At 63.3% G+C, this 20,147-nt stretch carries 17 protein-coding genes; 2 read left to right on the top strand and 15 right to left on the bottom strand.

Features of this window, described 5'->3' with window-relative positions:
• Positions 1–53: 53 nt before the first annotated feature.
• Genes ftsA through I554_RS0114570 form a run of 3 tightly spaced genes read right to left on the bottom strand, consistent with a single transcriptional unit; the run spans position 54 to position 3,252 of the window.
• Entirely contained in the window at positions 54–1,376 is a 1,323-nt protein-coding gene (gene ftsA / locus I554_RS0114580) for a cell division protein FtsA (protein WP_024576360.1), read from the bottom strand.
• Positions 1,373–2,359 (bottom strand): cell division protein FtsQ/DivIB, encoded by a 987-nt coding sequence (locus I554_RS0114575; protein WP_024576361.1) that lies wholly within the window; start codon positions 2,357–2,359, stop codon positions 1,373–1,375. The genes ftsA and I554_RS0114575 overlap by 4 nt, the downstream gene beginning before the upstream one ends.
• Entirely contained in the window at positions 2,326–3,252 is a 927-nt protein-coding gene (locus I554_RS0114570) for a D-alanine--D-alanine ligase (RefSeq protein ID WP_024576362.1), read from the bottom strand. The genes I554_RS0114575 and I554_RS0114570 overlap by 34 nt, the downstream gene beginning before the upstream one ends.
• Before the next feature lie 131 nt (positions 3,253–3,383).
• On the opposite strand from I554_RS0114570, the gene I554_RS0114565 reads away from it, so the two are divergent.
• Entirely contained in the window at positions 3,384–4,157 is a 774-nt protein-coding gene (locus tag I554_RS0114565; RefSeq protein ID WP_024576363.1) for a DUF4239 domain-containing protein, read from the top strand.
• A gap of 5 nt (positions 4,158–4,162) precedes the next feature.
• Here the strand turns inward: I554_RS0114565 and murB are convergent, their stop codons facing one another.
• The 3 genes from murB to I554_RS0114550 form a co-directional block, all read right to left on the bottom strand.
• Positions 4,163–5,086 (bottom strand): UDP-N-acetylmuramate dehydrogenase, encoded by a 924-nt coding sequence (murB, locus tag I554_RS0114560; protein WP_024576364.1) that lies wholly within the window; start codon positions 5,084–5,086, stop codon positions 4,163–4,165.
• A gap of 1 nt (position 5,087) precedes the next feature.
• Positions 5,088–6,494 (bottom strand): UDP-N-acetylmuramate--L-alanine ligase, encoded by a 1,407-nt coding sequence (gene murC, locus I554_RS0114555; protein ID WP_024576365.1) that lies wholly within the window; start codon positions 6,492–6,494, stop codon positions 5,088–5,090.
• Positions 6,495–6,637: 143 nt separating this feature from the next.
• Positions 6,638–7,831, bottom strand: a complete 1,194-nt coding sequence (locus I554_RS0114550) for an MFS transporter (RefSeq protein ID WP_024576366.1) — start codon at positions 7,829–7,831, stop codon at positions 6,638–6,640.
• Positions 7,832–7,944: 113 nt separating this feature from the next.
• Between I554_RS0114550 and I554_RS0114545 the strand changes: the two genes are divergently transcribed.
• The gene (locus I554_RS0114545; RefSeq protein ID WP_024576367.1) at positions 7,945–8,853 is read left to right on the top strand and encodes a LysR family transcriptional regulator; all 909 of its coding nucleotides are present in this window, start codon (positions 7,945–7,947) and stop codon (positions 8,851–8,853) included.
• A 153-nt stretch (positions 8,854–9,006) separates the two neighbouring features.
• On the opposite strand, the gene I554_RS0114540 is transcribed toward I554_RS0114545, so the two are convergent.
• The 9 genes from I554_RS0114540 to I554_RS0114500 all read right to left on the bottom strand — a co-directional run bounded on the left by I554_RS0114540 (position 9,007) and on the right by I554_RS0114500 (position 20,146).
• On the bottom strand, positions 9,007–9,786 hold the full coding sequence (locus tag I554_RS0114540) for an alpha/beta hydrolase (RefSeq protein ID WP_029659537.1): 780 nt from the start codon (positions 9,784–9,786) through the stop codon (positions 9,007–9,009).
• 179 nt (positions 9,787–9,965) lie between these two features.
• Entirely contained in the window at positions 9,966–11,066 is a 1,101-nt protein-coding gene (gene murG / locus I554_RS0114535; RefSeq protein ID WP_024576369.1) for an undecaprenyldiphospho-muramoylpentapeptide beta-N-acetylglucosaminyltransferase, read from the bottom strand.
• A 10-nt stretch (positions 11,067–11,076) separates the two neighbouring features.
• Entirely contained in the window at positions 11,077–12,228 is a 1,152-nt protein-coding gene (gene ftsW, locus I554_RS0114530) for a putative lipid II flippase FtsW (RefSeq protein WP_024576370.1), read from the bottom strand.
• A 297-nt stretch (positions 12,229–12,525) separates the two neighbouring features.
• Complete coding sequence (gene murD, locus I554_RS0114525; RefSeq protein ID WP_024576371.1) at positions 12,526–13,926, bottom strand: UDP-N-acetylmuramoyl-L-alanine--D-glutamate ligase; 1,401 nt, start codon at positions 13,924–13,926, stop codon at positions 12,526–12,528.
• Between the two features lie 4 nt (positions 13,927–13,930).
• A complete protein-coding gene (mraY, locus tag I554_RS0114520; RefSeq protein ID WP_024576372.1) occupies positions 13,931–15,016 on the bottom strand; it encodes a phospho-N-acetylmuramoyl-pentapeptide-transferase in 1,086 nt (361 codons plus the stop codon).
• Positions 15,017–15,026: 10 nt separating this feature from the next.
• A complete protein-coding gene (locus I554_RS0114515) occupies positions 15,027–16,463 on the bottom strand; it encodes a UDP-N-acetylmuramoylalanyl-D-glutamyl-2,6-diaminopimelate--D-alanyl-D-alanine ligase (RefSeq protein WP_024576373.1) in 1,437 nt (478 codons plus the stop codon).
• Complete coding sequence (locus I554_RS0114510) at positions 16,460–17,908, bottom strand: UDP-N-acetylmuramoyl-L-alanyl-D-glutamate--2,6-diaminopimelate ligase (protein ID WP_024576374.1); 1,449 nt, start codon at positions 17,906–17,908, stop codon at positions 16,460–16,462. The genes I554_RS0114515 and I554_RS0114510 overlap by 4 nt, the downstream gene beginning before the upstream one ends.
• Before the next feature lie 91 nt (positions 17,909–17,999).
• Positions 18,000–19,739 (bottom strand): penicillin-binding protein 2, encoded by a 1,740-nt coding sequence (locus tag I554_RS0114505; RefSeq protein WP_024576375.1) that lies wholly within the window; start codon positions 19,737–19,739, stop codon positions 18,000–18,002.
• Positions 19,736–20,146 carry a hypothetical protein gene (locus I554_RS0114500; RefSeq protein ID WP_024576376.1) on the bottom strand — a complete coding sequence of 137 codons (411 nt, stop codon included), beginning with the start codon at positions 20,144–20,146 and terminating at the stop codon, positions 19,736–19,738. Before I554_RS0114500 ends, I554_RS0114505 begins: the two co-directional genes overlap by 4 nt.
• Position 20,147: the final 1 nt, after the last annotated feature.

Genomic DNA, 20,147 nt, shown 5'->3' with positions numbered 1-20,147 from the left:
TGGGCTGCACGCCAAAGCGGTTGATGGATTGATCCGATCCGGTGTTGAGATCATCAGAAGCCCTCTCGAAGCCATCTGCCGACCTTTCCGAAATAGCCGTTGGTCCCTGTCATGAGCTGCCGCGTGTGCCGCGGTTCGACGTGTTCAAGATGTGCGAATTGCGGGTAGACTAGGAGACCGGCCGGCACCGCGAACGATGCGCTCTTGGCTTCGTTGGGCAGCCGGCCGAAGCCGAGCGGGCGGCCGATGCGGACCTCGCGGCCGAGAATGCGGCTGGCGAGATCCGGAATGCCGGTGAGCTGCGAGGCACCGCCGGTCAGCACCACTCGCGCCCGCGGCTCTGCCGCAAAAGGGGAATCCGCGAGCCGGTCCCGGACCATCTCAAAAATCTCCTCGACCCGCTGCTTCACGATGTTCGCGATCGTGGCGCGGGAAACAATCTGCGGCGCATCACCGTCGTGACCGCTCACCGTCGGCACACTCATGACTTCGCGCGCGTCAGAACCGCCGGTCAGCACGGTGCCATATAACGTCTTGATTCGCTCGGCATCCGCAATGCACGCACCTAACCCGCGCGCCAAATCCATCGTCACATGTTGTCCGCCGACCGCAAACCCGCTGGCATGGACGCACTGGCCGCTCGAATAGGTCGCGATCGTCGTGGTGCCCGCGCCCATCTCGACCACGGCAGCGCCAAGATCGGCTTCATCGTCGGTCAGGACCGCTAATCCGGCCGTGTAAGGTGCGCAGGCCATGGCTTCGACGTTGAGATGACAACGCTCGACCACCAGCATCAAGTTTTTTGCCGCCGTAGCGTCAGCGGTGATGACATTCATGTCGATGCCGAAGTGGCGGGCGACCATACCGCTGGGATCGCGGACGCCCCTGACGCCGTCCAGCGAGTAAGTGGCCGGCAGGACATGGAGCACGGTGCGCCCCCGCGGCGTCGCATGATGCATTCCGGCGCTGATGACACGGCTCATGTCGGCGGGTGTTACCGCGCCGCCGCGCAATTCCGAGGAGGCCTCGACCATAGCGCCTTGCAGGCGGCCGGCGGAGACCGACAGCAGCACCGATTCGACGCGGACCTTGGCCATCCGCTCCGCCAGCGCCACGGCCTGACGCACAGCCTGTTCGCACTCATTGAGATCGACCACGGCGCCGGCCTTGACCCCGCGCGACTGGATGTGGCTCAGCCCGATCAGTTCGACGGCATGGGTCCGGCCGCGCAGCGCATCGCTCGGCGGGCATGGCTTCAGCCGCGCGATCAGACAGGCGATCTTGCTGGTGCCGATGTCGAGCGCCGCGACCAGCGCCGTCTTGTTCGGCGGCATCTGGCGGGTCTTCGGGGTGTGAACGCCATCGAGACTGGTCATGCGCTTCCAGCCTTCTTCGGTGTTTTCTTGTCCTTGAGCAGGTCGTTGCGCGCCTTCGCCGCGTCCTCCGACAGGCGTACGGTCAGGCGATCCGGCAGCCTCATGTCGATGGCGGTGATGTCGCGCGAGAACAGGCCGGTCTCCTTGTCCATCTTGGACAGGGTTGCCAGCGCCTTCTCAACCTCGAATTCCGGCAGGCGAACATCAACGCCGTCGGCGAGCCGCAGATTCCATCGCCGCTCACCGACAAACACAATCGCCTTCACCTGCGACCGCACCTGCGGGTATTGCGCCAACAGCCCGAGGAAATCCCTGGCGCGGGTTTCCGCCCCCTTGCCCACCACCAGCGGCAGCGACACGAAACGCCGCGCCACATAGGGCTCAAGCACCGTGCCGTCGGCCGAAATCACGGAGACGCGTCCGTTTTCCTGCCACAGCGCGAAGGGCGAGCGCTCGGTGATGTCGATCTGCAGGCGGCCCGGATAAAGCTTCTGCACGGTGGCGTCAGAGATCCACGGATCGGCCTTCAGCTTGTCGCGCGCAGTCGCGGCATCAAGGAACAGCAGCGACGAGCGGCCATTGACGCCGCCGACGGCGAGGATTTCGTCCTGCGTGAGCTGTTTGCGGCCAGTGATCGCGACGCTGGTGATTCGGAAGCCGACGGAATTGGCCGCAGCGTTGCGGGCGTCGCTCAGCGCGCCGAGCACCTCGTCAGTGTGACCGCCTTTGACCACGCCCAGCACGGCAGCGCCGATCAGCACCACGGCAGTCGCAAAGAGCCCGAAACCGCGCGGACGACGGCGCTCGAGCGCAGCGATCCAATGCGGTTCTTCGTATCGGGTGACGGGTGCATTACCGGCACGGCGGGCCGCACCCTGCGCGCGGGCGCGCGGACGCTGGGCTGCTGAAGCGCCCCTCGTCTGAGGATTAGATTGGGGCCTCTGCGATCTCACCGATCGAGAGAGGCGTCCTCCACCATCCATTGCACCAACTCGTCAAATGTTACGCCTGCGTGAGCCGCAAGCTCTGGAACAAGTGACGTCTCGGTCATGCCGGGTTGGGTATTTACCTCGAGGCAGGTCAGTCCCCCTGTTCCCTCGATGCGATCGTCGTAACGGAAATCCGCACGGCTTACGCCCCGGCAGCCAAGCGCCACATGCGCCGCCAGCGTTAACCTTCGGACTTCCTGGTAAACAAAAGGTAAAATAGGTGCAGGCAGGATGTGTTTTGATGCGCCCGGAGAGTACTTTGCCTCGTAATCGTAGAATTTGATTAAAGGTACGATCTCGATCACCCCGGTCGGCTCGCCGTTGATGACCGCGCAGGTGAGTTCCTTACCTGCAATGTATTTTTCAACCAGAAGCTGGTCGCCATGGGGCCAGTCCTCCCGGAACAGTTCCTGCGGCGGGTGGGCGTGAGCCTCGGTGACAATGAAAACCCCGACGCTGGAGCCATCCGCCACCGGTTTGATGACATAAGGCGGGGCCATGGCGTGCCCCTTGGCCACCTCGGCGCGGGTCAGCGTCAACCCTTCCGGCACCGGCACGCCCGCCGTCGCCATCACGGTTTTGGCAAGATCCTTCTGCATCGCCAGGGACGACGACAGCACGCCTGAATGCGAATAGGGAATCCCGAGCGTCTCAAGCACGCCCTGAATGGTGCCGTCCTCGCCGGGCTTGCCGTGCAGCATCACCAGCGCCACATCCGGCTTCAACTGCTGGAGGACGGTCGCGATGTCGCGTTTCACATCGATGCGCGTGACACGATAGCCCTTGCGCTCCAATGCATCGGCGCACGCCTTGCCCGATCGCAGCGAGACCTCCCGCTCCGACGACCATCCGCCCATCAGCACCGCGACGTGTTTCGATCCGCTCATGACAATCCGTTCTTTACTTTCGCCCTACCTACGCTGATTTGCGCCGATGACCAAGCCGCATGGAGTCGGCTAGTGTCTTCGCAAAACGAGAATCAGGCACGATACCAAGCCTCGAAAAGAAGGTTATTTTCATGATCCGAGCATGGCTCGACCTGGCTCCCGGCGGCATCTTTGCCGTACTTATCGTGCTCTATTTCGGCATGCCGCTGCTATTGGCCGTTTTCACTTTTTGCCGCCCGTTCAAACCTTATTTCCAGTCACTCAGCGGTGTCGTCGCTCCCTTCTTCAGCGGCATCGCCATGCTGTTTGCCCTGCTCACCGGCTTCCTCGCAAACGACGTCGCAGTGCGCGGACGGCAGGCGTACAACGCGGTCCACGCCGAGGCGGGTGAATTGCGGAACGTCCATACCCTCAGCGTCGCCTCCGCGTCCGACATGCGCGCCATCCGGGCAGCTCTGAAGGCCTACGTGAACTCCGTCGTCAACGAAGAGTGGCCGGCGATGGATGAAATGAAAACCTCACCCGCTACGGGAGCCGCGTATGACAGCCTGCTGCGCGAAGTCAGCGTTCCCTCAATTGCGAAAGATTCAGGGCAGGCCGTCCACGCCGCGCTTCTCAACGCGACAGTCCGCGCCGGGACGGCACGCAACGACCGTCTTTCGTTGGCATCGGACCATACCAACGACCTGAAATGGCTGGCGGTGATTGCGCTCGGCCTGCTGACGCAGGTCGGCATCGCCCTCGCGCATCTCGACAAGCCGCGCGCGTTTCTTGCATCGCTGGCAGTTTTCGCGAGCGCGGCCGTGGTGGCCCTCGGCCTCATCGCACTCCAGGAATATCCGTTCGACGGCACGTTCCAGGTTTCATCGGACCCGATCAAGGCGCTGCAGTCGCTGAGCGATTAAGCGCCTTACGTACGCGCGACGCCGATCCGCTTGATCTCCCAATGCAGATCGATACCTGAATTCTCCATCACCCGCGCGCGCACGGTTTCGCCCAGCGTCTCGATGTCGTGACCGGTCGCGTCGCCGGTGTTGATCAGAAAATTGCAGTGCATCTCGGACACCTGCGCGCCGCCGACCCGATAGCCGCGCATCCCGGCCGCGTCGATCAGTTTCCACGCACTATGACCCGGCGGATTCTTGAAGGTCGAACCGCCGGTCTTCTCGCGGATCGGCTGCGCCGTCTCGCGGTGGTTCTGGACCTCGGCCATGCGCGCGCGGATGGTCTCAGGATCGGTGACGCGCCCGCGATAAAGCGCAGAGGTGAAAATCACCGATGTGTCGACACCCGAATTGCGATAGACGAATTTCATATCGGCGTTCGAGAACGTGACCTTCTCGCCTGCGCGCGTAATGCCCCTCGCCTCGACCAAAACATCCTTGGTCTCGCCGCCATTGGCGCCTGCGTTCATGCGCAGCGCCCCGCCGATCGACCCCGGAATCCCGAAGTAGAATTCGAGCCCGCCGATATTGGCTGCTGCGGCAGCTTCCGCGACGCGTTTGTCGAGCGCAGCCGTTCCCGCGCGCACCGTATCGCCCTCTGCCTTGACCTCGCCAAAGCCACGCGGCGAGAGACGGATAACCACACCGCTCACGCCGCCGTCACGCACGATCAGATTCGAGCCGACACCGACCGTGTAGACAGAAATGTCCTCCGGCAGTTTCGACAGGAAATAGGCGAGATCGTCTTCATCAGCGGGGGTGAACAGAATCTGCGCAGGGCCGCCGACGCGAAACCATGTGAGAGGTGCGAGGGATTCATTCGCCAGCAGACGCCCGCGCAGATCGGGCATCGCAGACTTCAGATCGGCGCTGATGTCGGGAAAAGCCACTCTATTTGTCCAGCGCCTTCAACTCATCCGGTAACGCGTAGGCCCATTGCGTGATGTTGCCCGCGCCGAGACAAACGACAAAGTCGCCGGACCTGGCGACATCGCGCACGACCGACGCGAGCTTGTCGACGCCTGGCAGCGGAATCACTTCACGATGACCGTGGGCACGCAATCCGAGCACGAACGCGTCGCGATCGATGCCGGGGATCGGATCTTCACCCGCCGCATAGATGTCCGCGACGATGACCGTATCCGCGTCGTTGAAGCAGGTGCAGAACTCCTCGAACAATGACTGAAGCCGGGTGTAGCGATGTGGCTGCACCACGGCGATCACTTTGCCCTTGGTGGAATCCCGGGCGGCCTTGAGCACCGCGGCGATCTCCACTGGATGATGGCCATAATCGTCGATGATGGTGACGCCGTTCCATTCGCCGGTGCGGGTGAAGCGGCGTTTCACGCCGCCGAAGCCCGCCAGCGCCTTGCGGATCGCCTCATCGGAAATGCCGATCTCGTGCGCGACGGCGATCGCCGCCGTCGCATTCAGCGCGTTGTGACGGCCCGGCATCGGCAGCACCAGATCCGAAATCTCGTGCGTGGCATCGGTCTTGCGGTGGCGGAACGCCACCTTGAACTTCGAACCTCCGCTGAACGGCACGAGATCGACCAGCCGCGCGTCGGACTGCGGGTTCTCGCCATAGGTAATGATGCGGCGGTCTTCGATCTTCCCGACCAGCGTTTGCACCACCGGATGATCGATGCACATCACCGCGAAGCCATAGAACGGCACACCCTCCACGAAGGCCTTGAACGCGTCCTGCACGGCATCGAAGGTCTTGAAGTGATCGAGGTGTTCGGGATCGACATTGGTGACGATGGCGACGTCGGCGGGCAGCTTAAGAAATGTGCCGTCGCTCTCGTCGGCTTCCACCACCATCCAGTCACCTGCGCCGAGACGTGCGTTGGTGCCATAGGCATTGATGATGCCGCCGTTGATGACGGTTGGATCGAGAGCACCGGCATCGAGCAGCGTCGCGACCATCGAGGTCGTGGTGGTCTTGCCATGGGTGCCCGCGATGGCGATGCAGCTCTTGAGCCGCATGAGCTCGGCGAGCATTTCGGCGCGGCGCACCACCGGAATGCGCAATCCGCGCGCGGCCATCAGTTCGGGATTGTCGCGCTTGATCGCGGTGGACACCACCATTACGTCCGCGCCGTTCACGTTCTCGGCCTTGTGGCCGATGCTGATCTTGACGCCCTTGTCGCGAAGCCGGGTGACGTTGGCATTCTCCGAGGCGTCCGAGCCCTGCACGGTGTAGCCGAGATTGCACAGCACCTCGGCGATGCCGCTCATACCGATACCGCCGATTCCGACGAAGTGAATGGGTCCGATCTCGCGCGGCAGTCTCATCAATATCTTCCAGTCATGGGAGGACGCCGTCTCAGGCATCTATGGCATCCTTCAAACAGACGAAGCTGGCCGGGACAAGCCCGGCCAGCTCGGAAAAATACACGATTCTTTTCAAATCAGGCCGGAAAGGCCCAACCCGTCCGCTACTCGGCGGCCGCTGGGCAGACAACCGCTGGACCCAGCCTGGCGCGCCGCATTTCGGCCCGATAGCTCGCCATTGCGAGCACAAGACCAGCCAGCGGCACCAGCGCCGCGATCCACGGCACCGACTCAAGGCCCGGCCCGTGGTCGATAATAGTCCCGCCGAGCCACGCTCCGATGGCGTTGCCGAGATTGAAAGCGGCGATGTTGAAGCTCGACGCCAGCGATTGCCCGGCACCATGCGCCTTGTCCAGTACCCACATCTGAAGCGGCGGCGCCGTCGCGAAAGCGGCAACGCCGAACAGCGCGGCAAAGGCAACCACTGCAATCTTGTTGTGAACCGCGAATGTCATCAGTGCGAGCACAACCGAGAGCGCGAACAGGCTGCCAAATACGGTAGGCATGAGCCGCTTGTCGGCGAACCGTCCACCGAGCAGGTTTCCGATCAGCAATCCGATGCCGACCACCAGCAGGATCGGCGACACGGCAGCATCCGAGAAGCCGGTCACCTTGGTCAGCAGCGGCGCGAGATAAGTGAAGACAGCAAACACGCCAACCCATCCAAGAACGGTGGTGAGCAGTCCTGCAAGCACGGGACCGCGCTTGAGAACCGCAAGATCTTCCCTGAGATTGAAGGCTTCAGGCGCTTCCTTGCTGGCCGGCACCAGCAGCGCAATGATGGCGAAAGCCACGACACCAACCAGCGTGACGGCCCAGAACGTCGCGCGCCAGCCGAAATGTTGTCCGAGCCACGTCCCGAACGGCACACCGAGAATGGTGGCAACGGTCAGGCCCGTGAACATGATCGCAATGGCCGATGCCTTCTTGTCGGAGGCGACCAATGAAGTCGCGACCACCGAGCCCACGCCGAAGAAGGTGCCGTGTGCAAATGCCGTGAGCACGCGCGCGGCCATCAGGGTCCAGTAGTTCGGGGCAAGCGCGCAGGCCAGATTGCCGATGGTGAAGACCGCCATCAGCACAAGGAGCGCCGTCTTCCGCGGCCAGCGAGCGGTGGCGATAGTCATGATCGGTGCGCCAACCACGACGCCGAGCGCGTAGCCGGAGATCAGCAGGCCCGCCGCCGGAATGGAGACACCGAGATCGGCGCCGACCTGGATCAGCAGGCCCATAATAACGAATTCAGTGACGCCGATTCCGAAAGCGCCGGCGGTGAGCGCGTAAAGTGCGAGTGGCATGGAGCATCCCTCAGGCGAATCCGGCCAACCGCCGGCAACTTCGGAGAAGTGGACGCAAAGCCATTCGTGAACTAGACTGCCATAAGTAACAATATTTGTGAAACAAAGTCACAATGGCACGTCAGGACGTCAACCGATCCGGCGAAATGGAAGTGTTCGCACGCGTGGTGGAACTGGGCGGCTTTTCGGCCGCCGCGCGCGCTTTCCGGATGACTCCGTCGGCTGTGAGCAAGCTGGTCGCCCGGCTGGAATCGCGGCTCGGCGTGCGCCTTATCAACCGGTCGACCCGCAAGCTGCAACTGACTCCGGAAGGGACGGCCTACTACGACCGCAGCATCCGCATTCTCGACGACATCAATACGGCAGAACGCGAAGCCGCGATCGGCGCAACCCCGCGCGGCCGGGTGCGGGTCAATACCAGCGTGCCGTTCGGGCTGCACTGGCTGCTGCCGCTGCTGCCCGGATTTCTCAAGTTGCATCCCGGCGTCAATGTCGACGTGGCGCTGACCGATACGGTGGTGGACCTGATGGAAGAGCGCGCGGACATCGCCATCCGCGTGGGACCGCTGCGCGAGTCCCGTCTGCTCGCGCGCAAGCTCGGCGAGAGCCGGATGGTCGTGGTCGCGGCGCCAGCCTATCTCGCGGACCACGGCACGCCGCGCACGCCCGCCGAGCTTGCAAAACACAACATGCTCGGCTTCTGCTTTTCAAAGCAGATCGACGGATGGCCGTTTCGTGACAGCAATGGAGCGGGCACGATCTCCGTGCAGCCGGTCGGCAACACGCTGGTCTCCGACGGCGAGGCCATGCAACGGCTGACGGCCGCCGGCGCTGGGCTCTCCCGCCTGGCCCGCTTTCATGTCGATGCGGATATCAAGGCGGGACGGCTGGTGCCGGTGCTGGAAGACTTCAATCCGGGCGATCTCGAACCGATCCATGCCGTGTTCGTCGGCCACGGCGGGCAGTTGCCGGCGCGGGTACGCGCGTTTCTCGATTATCTCGTTGAGAACGTGAAGTTGTGACGGAAATTGCGAGGCAGGAATGACCTCTTCGTCATGGCGAGCGGAGCGAAGCAATCCATCTGTTAGAACAGAAGGAATGGATTGCTTCGTCGCAAGCGCTCCTCGCAATGACGACTTAATGGATGCACGCTCTCTCGCGGCAATCCGCAACAATCAGCTCTTATGCTGACCCGCAGCCCGGATGATCAGGTCCGCGATCTCCTTGGAATGCGAGACCAACGACAGATGACCGGCATCCAGTTCGACCGTGGTCGCGTTCATGCGCTTGGCGAGGAAGCGCTCCAGGTCGGGATTGATGGTCTTGTCGTCCTTCGACACCGCATAGAATGACGGCTTGTCGTGCCATGCTGCCTGCGTGGTACGCCCGGCAAAGATCGATGCCGCCGTGTCGCCTTGCTCCGCATAAAGCGCTTCGGCCTGCCTGTGCGGAACGCCGTTGGCGAAATATTTCAGGAACGAGTCTTTGGACAGGCGCGTGTAGCCGTCATGGGTCTGAATGCCGGCGCGCACCGGCCCCGTCGAGAATTTGCCGGACAGCGCAACGAAGTCCTCTCCGGCATCGGGGGCCCGCGCTGCAACGTAAACCAGCGACGATACTTTCGGATCGTTGCCGACATCGCTGATGACCGTGCCGCCCCACGAATGCGCAACGAGCACGGTCGGACCGTCCTGAAGCGCAAGCACACGGCGTGTCGCCGCATCGGAATCTTCAAGAGAGCTAAGAGGGTTCTGGACGGCGGTCACATGCAATCCTGCCGCCTGCAAACGCGGGATCACCTCGCCCCAGCTTGAGCCGTCGGCCCATGCGCCGTGCACCAGCACCACATTCTTTGCCGCCACCGGCGGGTTGGTCTGCGCGACCGCTTCCAATGTGCAGTATGCGCCTGTCGCCACGCTGACAGCCACCGCCATAACGAGTTTCACAAACTTCATGATCTTGCTCCGTGATTATTCAGGGGCGTTGCGCCCCTTCACAAAGCACTTCGATTCAAACCGCGCAGCGCAACAAACTCACGGGCTTGTGACATGCGGAAAGAACGGGCAGATCGCCCAGCGCATCATGACTCTTTCGTCATGTTCGCAATTGTCGTCGGAATAACAGTGATAAAAATCTAAATTCCCGCGATCTTCACGGCGAGATCGGCAAGCCGTTCCGCGGCATCGAGGCGTCCGACCGAACGCGCGCTGGTCGCCATCGTGGTCAGCCGCGCCGGATCGGCCGCGAGCGTGGAAATTTCCGACGCCAGACGATCCGGCGTGAATTCGTTTTGCGGAATCCGGATCGCGCCGCCTGCTTTCTCCAGCACACCGGCATTGGCGAACTGGTCCTGATCGATTGCGCCGGGGAGCGGCACCAGAATTGACGGACGACCGATCGCTCCGAGTTCTGCGACAGTGCCAGCGCCCGAACGCGAGATCACCAGATGCGTTGCTGCGAGCCGCGCTGGCAGATCGGCGAAGAACGGCGCCAGCTCGGCCTCGATTTTAAGGCGATCGTAGACCGCGCGCACGCGCGTCATGTCTTCCTCGCGCACCTGCTGGACCAGATTCAATCTGCGCCACAGCGCCGGCTCCAGCCGCTCGATCGCGGGCGGCACGATGTCCGCCATGATGCGCGCGCCCTGACTGCCGCCGACCACGAGCAGACGCAACGGCCCCGTTGTATCCGGCGAAGCGTAAGGCACCGCAGCGGCAGCGAGGATGGCAGGCCGCATCGGCGTGCCGGTGACCGTCGCTTTTCCAGCCAGCGCCGGATCGCGGTCGAGCACACCAGGCAGCGATGTCGCGATCGCGCTGACCCGCGTCGACAGCAAGCGATTGGCGCGGCCGAGCACGGCGTTGGAATCGTGAATGATCGTCGGGATGCCGAGCAGTTTCGCGGCAATCAAAGGTGGCAGTGTCGGATAACCGCCGAACCCGATCACGGCTTTCGGCTTCTGCCGTAAAAGCAGCGCGAGCGACATCGCGCCGCCGGCCGCGAGCATTGCGCCGGTGCGCGCGAGCGCCCACGGCGTGCGTCCACGGACGGTTTCGCTCGGCACCACATCCATCATGTCGGGAGTGAACATTCCGCCGTAGCGCACCGCGCGCGAGTCCGTCATCAGCCGCACGCGCGCGCCGCGCTTCATCAGCGCCACGCCGAGCGCCTCGGCGGGAAACAGGTGCCCGCCGGTTCCGCCCGCCGCCAGCATAATCAAAGGTCTGTTGGGCATAACCGCCTCGTCAGGCGAAGCCGTGCGCGGCGTTGGCAGCGCCGATCGATTCCATTTCGACGCGCGGACGCTGCCGCGTCAGGGCGAGCAGCATGCCGACGCCATAGGCCAGCGAGATCATCGACGAGCCGCCATAGGAAATGAACGGCAGGGTCATGCCCTTGGCCGGCATCAGGTGCAGGTTCACCGCCATGTTGATCGATGCCTGGATGCCGAACATGATCGCAAGGCCCGCCGCGGCAAAGCGCGCGAACATATCCTCACTGGCATAGGCCCGCGACAGCGCGCGGATCACGATGAAGGCGAACAGCGCCAGCAGCGCGAGGCACAGGATGATGCCGAATTCCTCGGCCGCCACGGCGAATACGAAGTCGGTATGGCTGTCCGGCAAGATACGCTTCACTGTGCCCTCGCCCGGCCCCTGCCCGAACCAGCCGCCATGGGTGAAAGCTTCCATCGCCGTGTCGACCTGGAACGTGTCACCCGAAGCAGGGTCCACGAAGCGTTTGATGCGGCCTGCCACGTGCGGCACCATCATGTACGCGCCGAACAATCCGACCGCACCCGCGCCCATCAGCCCAAACACCCAGATCATCCGCATGCCGGCGATAAAGAACAGCGTGCCCCACACCATCAGGATCAGCATGGTCTGGCCGAAGTCCGGCTCCAGCACCAGCAGCGTCACCGTCATCAGCAGCAAGCCGAGCGCCATCGACGTCGCCGGCATTTCGGGCCGCTTGGCGGATTCGGCGAACAGCCACGCGACGAGAACGACGAAAGCCGGCTTCAGGGATTCCGAGGCCTGAATGTTGATGCCGAGGATGGTGATCCAGCGCTTGGCGCCCTTCACCTCCGGCCCGAACAGCAGTGTCGCCACGACCAGCAGGATGCTGACCGTAAACACAACCAGCGCGGTGCGGCGCACCTGACGCGGCGACAGGAACGACACGCCGAGCATCACGATCAGCGACGGCACCAGAAACAGCACATGCCGGTTGAAGAAGTGAAACGGATCGAGGCCGATGCGCGCCGCCACCGGCGGACTCGCGGCCAGCGACAGGATCACGCCGCCGAGCATGAGCGTGATGAACGCGGCCACCAGCAGCCGGTCCACCGTCCACCACCATTCGCTCAAGGGTGTGCGTTGTTCGCGGGAGATCATGGGCCGTCCGCCATCCTGGTACCAGTGTCCTTTCGAATCCGAAGTTCGCCAGTCCTGCTGCACGTTCCGTAGCGAACTTCGGATTCGGAAGGACACTGAATAAATATGCCTTCTCGTGTGGCCTTGGTTCGCCGGTCCGCAAATTGAGCTAGCTGCACAGCGATGCAGACCTGCGAACCGCCACACGAGCGGTTAACGGGGTATTACTCCCGCATCATGGTTTCCGGAGGGTTAAGGATGGGCAAATACGAGAAAAAATCTCGTCAAAGTGCAACGGGATAACGGAAGAGGCTCGCTTCAGGGAGGCGTCAGGCCGCCCGGCAGCGCGTTGGCGACTTCGCGGAAACGGTCGCCCCGCTTCTCGAAATTCGGAAACTGGTCGAAAGAAGCGCAGGCCGGAGACAGCAAGACAACCGGCTCTCCGACACCAGACGCTCGCGCATCGCGTGCAGCATGCGGCACCGCTTCCTCAAGGGTCTTGCTGATTTCGTGCGGCACATCGCCAAGCGTCGCCGCAAACTCCTGCGCCGCCTCGCCGATCAGATAGGCCTTGCGGATGCGCGGAAAGAATTCGCGCAAGGATTCGATGCCGCCGGTCTTCGGCTTGCCGCCGGCAATCCAGAAAATGTCCTTGAACGACGACAATGCGCGCGCCGCGGCGTCGGCATTGGTGCCCTTGGAGTCGTTGACGAACAGCACATTGCCCTGGCGCCCGATCTGCTCCATGCGGTGCGCAAGGCCCGGAAAGCTGCGCAGTCCCTGCTGCAACATCTCGTGACTGACGCCGAGCGCCAGCACCGCGGCCGACGCACACGCCGCGTTCTGCGCGTTATGCAGTCCGCGCAGCGAACCGATCTCGTTGATGCTCGCGATCCGCGACCGCGCACCGCTGTCGACGCGGACGATGGTATCCCCTTCTTCGAGACAAATGCCGTCGGCCACCGGGTGCTTGACCGACACGCGGACGACATTCTTGCCTGCCTGCGCGACGCGGTCGGCAATCGCCGCGCACCAGTGATCGTCGACACCGACGATCGCGGTGCCGTTCCGCTGCACGCCCGCCACCAGCCGCTCCTTCACTGCGGCGTAATGTTCGATGCTGCCGTGACGGTCGATATGATCTTCGGTGACATTGAGCAGGATGCCAACGCTCGGATCGAGGGACGGCGTGAGATCGATCTGGTACGACGACATCTCGATCACATGAACGCGGCCCGTCGCAGGCGGCTCCAGCGACAGGATCGCGGTGCCGATGTTGCCGCCCATCTGGGTATCGTAACCGGCTTCGCGCATCAGGTGCGCGACCAGCGCCGTGGTGGTGGACTTGCCGTTGGTGCCGGTGATGGCGACGAACGGCGCATCGGGCGCATGGCGCTTGCGCTCGCGGCAGAACAGTTCGATGTCGCCGATCACCTCGACGCCAGCCTGCTTCGCGGCGACCACGGTCCAGTGCGGCTGGGGATGGGTCAGCGGCACGCCCGGCGTCAGCACCAGCGCTGCGAAATTCGCCCAGGAGACCGTCCGCAGATCCGCGGTGATGAAACCGGCCCTCGCCGCTTCCGCCATCTTCGCCAGTGTGTCGTCACAGGCGATCACCTCCGCGCCACCCGCCTTCAGCGCATGACAGCTTGCAAGCCCCGATCCGCCGAGGCCGAACACGGCAACCGTCTTGCCCTTGAAGGAAGTGACCGGCGTCACGCGTTCACCGCAGCTTGAGCGTGGAGAGACCGGCGAGCGCCAGCATCACGGAAACGATCCAGAAGCGGATCACAATCTGCGGTTCGGTCCAGCCCTTCTGCTCGTAGTGATGATGGATCGGCGCCATGCGGAAGAAACGCTTGCCGGTGAGCTTGAATGACGCCACCTGCACGATGACGGACAGCGCCTCGACCACGAACAGCCCGCCGATCACCGCCAGCACGATTTCATGCTTCGTGGCGACCGCGATCGCACCGAGCATGCCGCCGAGCGCGAGCGATCCTGTATCGCCCATGAAGATCGACGCCGGCGGCGCATTGAACCAGAGGAATCCGAGGCCCGCGCCGAGCACGGCACCGCAGAGCACAGCGAGTTCGCCGGTGCCGGGGACGTAACGGATTTGCAGATACTCGGCGAACACCGCGTTGCCGACCAGATAGGCGATCATGCCGAAGCTCGCGGCCGCGATCATCACCGGCACGATCGCGAGACCATCAAGGCCGTCGGTGAGGTTCACCGCGTTGCCGGCGCCGACGATAATGAACATGCCGAACATCACATAGAACCAGCCGATGTTGAGCAGGAATTCCTTGATGAAGGGGATCGATACAGCCGTGACGGTCGCGTCGCGGCCGAACCAGACGATGCAGGTGCACGCGATCAGCGCGATCAATCCTTCGACCGCGAGACGCGAGCGTCCCGAGAATCCCTTGTCGGTCTGCTTGGAGACTTTCAGGTAGTCGTCATAGAAACCGACAAAGCCGAAGCCGAGCGTGACCAGCAGCACGATCCAGACATACGCATTGCGCAGGTTGGCCCACAGCAGTGTCGAGACGATCAGTCCCGACAGGATCATCAGCCCGCCCATGGTGGGCGTGCCCTTCTTGGTCACCAGATGCGTCGGCGGACCGTCTGCACGGATCGGCTGACCCTTGCCCTGCGCCAGACGAAGCTGGTCGATAATCCATGGCCCGAACATGAACACGAACAGCGCACCGGTGACCATCGCGCCGCCGGTGCGGAAGGTGATGTAGCGGAACACATTGATGCCGGGGATGGTGCCGGCCAATTCAGTGAGCCAATAAAACATTCCAATTGCCTTAGTGTGTGGCGCCGTCGAGCGCGGCCTTTTCTGGAAAACGCTTCTGCAACGCAGTCACAATCAATTTCATACGAGAACCAAGCGAACCCTTGACCATAATGGCGTCGCCGGCGCCGACAGCGGCGACAACCTGCTGTTCGAGCGCGGCGGAATGATCGGCATAGCCGCCCTTCTTGGCGGAAGGAAGAGCCTCCCAGAGATTGAGCATCAGCGGACCACAGCAAAATACCGCATCGATATTATTCGCCTTGATGGCGTCGGCGAGGCCGCGGTGCAGATCCGGTCCGGTGACGCCGAGTTCCAGCATGTCGCCGAGCACCGCGATTCGCCGTCCGCGCGGGCCGACCTCGGCCTGACCGAGGACATTGATCGCAGCTTTCATCGAAGCCGGATTGGCGTTGTAGCTTTCATCGATCAGTGTGGCGGTGCCCTCCGTGAGGGCAAGCACCTCGCGCACACCGCGCCCGGTGGCGGGCTTGAGCTGCGCCAGCGCCAGTGCGGAGAGTGCGAGATCGGCACCCGCGAGCGAGGCTGCGGCAAGCACCGCCAGCGAGTTCATCGCCATGTGCCGTCCTGGCATACCGATCTTGTAGGTAATATCCTGGCCAAGAATGCTGGCGTGCACCGCCGAGCATGCGGGATGCAGCGAGACGTCGATCAGCCGCGCATCGGCTTTTTCGTCACTACCGAACGAGACGATACGTTCGATCTTCGCTGCCTTGGCGCTTTTGCTCAGCCGCGCGAACTGCGGGTTGTCGCGATTAAGCACAACGGCTCCGCCCGGCTCGACGCCTGAGAAGATTTCAGCCTTGGCGTCGGCAATCGCCTCGATCCCGGAAAAGAATTCCAGATGCACCGGCTCAACGGTGGTGATGATCGCCACATGCGGCCGCACCATCTTCACCAGCGGCTCGATCTCGCCGGCATGGTTCATGCCGATCTCGAAGATCGCGAACCTTGACGACGCCGGGCAACGCGCCAGCGTCAGCGGCACGCCCCAGTGATTGTTGAACGAGGCGACCGACGCATGGGTCTCGCCCTGCGCGCCGAGCACGGCGCGTAACGCTTCCTTGGTCGAGGTCTTGCCGACCGATCCGGTCACCGCGATGACCTTTCCGCCAAGCCTGGCCCGCGCCGCGCGGCCGAGGTCCACCAGCCGGGCGAGTACATCGTCCACCACAAGCAACCGCGCATCCGCGGCGAATTTGTCCGCATGCGCCTTCGAGACCACCGCGAGCCCCGCGCCGTTCTTCAGCGCCGCCTCGACGAAATCGTGCCCGTCGTGTACGTCGCCCTTGATCGCGAAGTAAGCCTCGCCCGGCGTCAGTGTGCGGCTGTCGATCGAGATGCCGGTGATCGCATCGGGCAATGCGCCGCGCGTCGAGGCCTGCATCGCCTTCGCCATCGCCGTGCTTGTCCACAGTGGCGTGCTCATGCGGCGTGCTCCGCCAGTGCCGCCATGGCGGCGTCGTGATCGCTGAACGGCAACACTTTATCTCCAACAATCTGTCCGGTCTCGTGACCCTTGCCCGCGATCAGCAGCGCATCGCCCTGTTGCAGGCCTGCGACGGCGGCGCGGATCGCCTCATTGCGGTCGGCGATATCCTTGGCGCCTTTCGCAGCCGCCATGATGGCGGCCCGGATCGAGGCGGGGTCCTCCGATCGGGGATTATCATCGGTAATGATGACAGTATCTGCGTTCTCAGCGGCGATCGCGCCCATCAGCGGACGCTTACCGGCGTCGCGGTCGCCACCCGCGCCGAACACCACCACGAGCTTGCGTTTTGTATAGGGCCGCAGGGCTTCGAGCGCTTTCGCCAGCGCATCGGGCTTGTGCGCATAATCCACGAAGACTGGCGCGCCGTTGCGCTCACCAACCAGCTCAAGACGCCCCGGCGCACCTTCAAGATGTTCGAGTGCCGCGAACACACGCTTCGCATCGCCGCCGGTGGCAATCACAAGTCCAGCCGCAACCAGTGCGTTCTCGATCTGGAATTCTCCGACCAGCGGCAGCCGCACCTGAATGCGCTTGCCGTCATGCTCCAGCGTCAGCTTCTGCGCAAAGCCATCGACAGCCGCATCAATGAGCTTGATGCCTTCACCCTTGCGTCCGACCGTGATGATCCGCAGCTTGCGGATACGCGCGGCATCGATCACCGCCTGCGAATGGTCATGATCGGCGGCGATGATCGCCGCGCCGCCATCGACGACCAGATCCGTGAACAGCCGCAGCTTGGCTGCGAGATAGTGCTCGACCGTGGGATGATAATCCATGTGGTCACGCGACAGGTTCGTAAACGCGCCCGCACTCACCCGCACTCCGTCGAGGCGATGCTGGTCGAGACCATGCGACGACGCCTCGAACGCCAGATGGGTCACGCCCTCGCCCGCGATCTCGTCGAGTGACCGATGCAACGCGATCGGATCGGGCGTGGTGAGCGAGCCGTAGACCGTCCGCTTCGGCGACACGAGGCCAATGGTCCCGATGCTCGCGGCTGCATAACCGAGACGCTGCCAGATCTGCCGCGTGAATACGGCCACGGAGGTCTTGCCGCTGGTGCCGGTGACCGCCGCAATGGTCGCGGGCTGACGTGGGTAGAATCTCGCCGCGGCCAGCGCCAGCGCGCGGCGCGGATTCGGCACGGCAATAAATGCAACGCGACCGTCGCCCTCCGGAATACGGTCGCTGACGACAGCGACAGCGCCGGACGCAACCGCCTGATCGATGAAGCGCGCGCCATCGGTCTTGACACCGGCCAGCGCGAAGAAAACATCGCCCCGCTTCACCTCCCGGCTGTCCATGGCAATGCCCGCGACCGCAACATCGGCATGTTGCGCGCCGACCACGGCATCCCCGCTGAAAAGATCGCGTAACTTCATCTCACCCCGGATTTGGAATCATAGCGTAGTCTAACCGCAGAACCGGCGCCCGCGCTGCGGGATACGCACGTCCACAAAACTCCGTGAGCGGTTACCGGCTTTCCTTCGATGCCGCAAGAATAAGGCGGTCGGACGGCGGCAGATCGAACCGCGGCACCATCCCGAGCAGCGGGGCGATTCGCTCGATGACCTTGCCGCCGGTCGGGACCGTGTTCCAGCCCGAGGTGATGAAGCCGTGGGTTTCGGGCAACGGCTGCGGCTCGTCAAGCATGATCAGCAGTTGATACTGCGGATTGTCCGCCGGCATGATGGCCGTGAAGGAATTCAGCACCTGCTTCTTGGAATAGCGGCCGTTGACCACCTTTTCCGAGGTGCCTGTCTTGCCGCCGACATAATAACCTTTGACGTCGGCCTTGCGCGCCGTGCCTCTCTCCGCATTCAGCCGCATCATGTAGCGCATGCTGGCGCTGGTCTCCGGCTTCACGACCTGCTTGGCGAGTTGCATGGCATCCTCGCGCGATCGCTTCAGGAATGTCGGCGGGATCAGATAGCCGCCATTGACCAGCGCGTTGATGCCCATCACGGCCTGCAACGGCGCCACGGCCATGCCGTGTCCGAACGCGATGGTGATGGTGTTCAGTTCGCCCCAGCGTTTCGGCACCAGCGGCTCAGCGCTTTCGGGCAGTTCGGTGCGAAGCCGCGAGAGCTGTCCCAGTTTGCGCAGGAACGCCTTGTGCGCCTCGACGCCCATCGACAGCGCGACACGGGCCGCGCCGACGTTCGACGATTCAGTGAACACCTCCCACATCGGCACCGCACGCCCCAGATTGTGGGTGTCATGAATCTTGAACTTGCCGTAGGTCAGCGGCGCACGCGCGTCGTAGAGCGTGTTGACGGTGGCGCGGCCGGAATCCAGCGCCATCGCAAGCGTCAGCGACTTGAACGTCGAGCCCATCTCGAACACGCCGGTGGTCAGGCGGTTGATGCGGGTCGGGTCGTTGGCTTCGCGCGGATTGTTGGGATCGTAATCCGGCACCGAGACCATTGCGATGATCTCACCGGTATTGACGTTCGAAACCAGACCAGCGGCCGCCTTCGCCTTGAACTTGTCCTTGGCCTTGAGCAGTTCATCGCGCAGCGCATGTTCGACGCGCAGATCGACCGCGAGCCGCACGGGCTCCTGTTGCCGGTCGGTGGCGAAGCCGGCCCGGTGCAGATCGGCAAGGCCGTTGCTGTCCAGCCACTTCTCGATGCCGGCAATGCCCTGGTTGTCGATGTTCACATGGCCGATCAGATGCGACACCACGGGACCGCTCGGATACACCCGCTTGTTCTCGCGCAGGAACCCGACGCCGGGCAGACCCAGACGATAGATTTCCTTCTGCTGCGTTGGCGTAATTTCGCGCTTCAGCCAGACAAACCCCTTCTTCGACGAAAGACGATCCCGCACTTCGCCCGCGTCGAGATCCGGCAGCGTTCCGGTGAGAAGCTCGATCGCCTCGTCCTTATCGATAATGCGGCGGGGCTCGCCGAACAGCGACGGCGTCTTGACGTCGGTGGCGAGGATCGTCCCGTTGCGATCAAGGATATCGGGCCGTGCCGTGGCGACGGCATCCTGCGAGGCCGTGCGCCGCGTGCCGTGACCATCGCCGCCGATCGCGAACATGACGAGGCGACCGGCAATGATCGCGTAAACCGCCGCGAAAGCGATGATCGCAAGGCCGACGCGCGCACGCGCCTTGGCCGAGCGGTCCACGTTCTTTCCGTAAAGCAGCGTGCGGATCAGCCGTTGCCGCCAGGGTTCCGTAGGCCGTGTGATTTGCTCGGTCACTGCGCGCCCTCCGGTTTGGGAATCGAGCCGGTGAGCGATTCATCTTCCGACGCGGCCTTGGCAAGCGCTTCCAGATCGACGCTTTCGATCATGGTCCCGATCGGATCGGGATCGCCCGGCCTCACGAAGCTCGGCGGACGCGGCGGCAGGTTCTTCAGCGAGTCATATTGTATGGCTTCGATCGAACGCAGCGACAGGTGACGCGAGGCCAGTTCCTGCAAACGTTTCGGTGATTCCAGTTTGGCCCACTCCGCTCTGAGGGCGGCGATGGAATCGCGCTCCTTGCGGATGTCGGCACGCAGCCGGAGAACGCTTTCGGTCCGCACCGTCGATTCCATCTTGATGCGGTAGACGTAGGCCGCGCCGAAGATCAGTGCGCAGATGACAAAGAGGTGGACAAACCGCATG

Origin of the sequence: Afipia sp. OHSU_II-C1, assembly GCF_000497575.1 — a bacterium.
GTDB lineage: Bacteria > Pseudomonadota > Alphaproteobacteria > Rhizobiales > Xanthobacteraceae > Afipia.
Note: the sequence above shows the minus strand (reverse complement) of the source record. Positions and strands in the feature narration are given on the sequence as shown.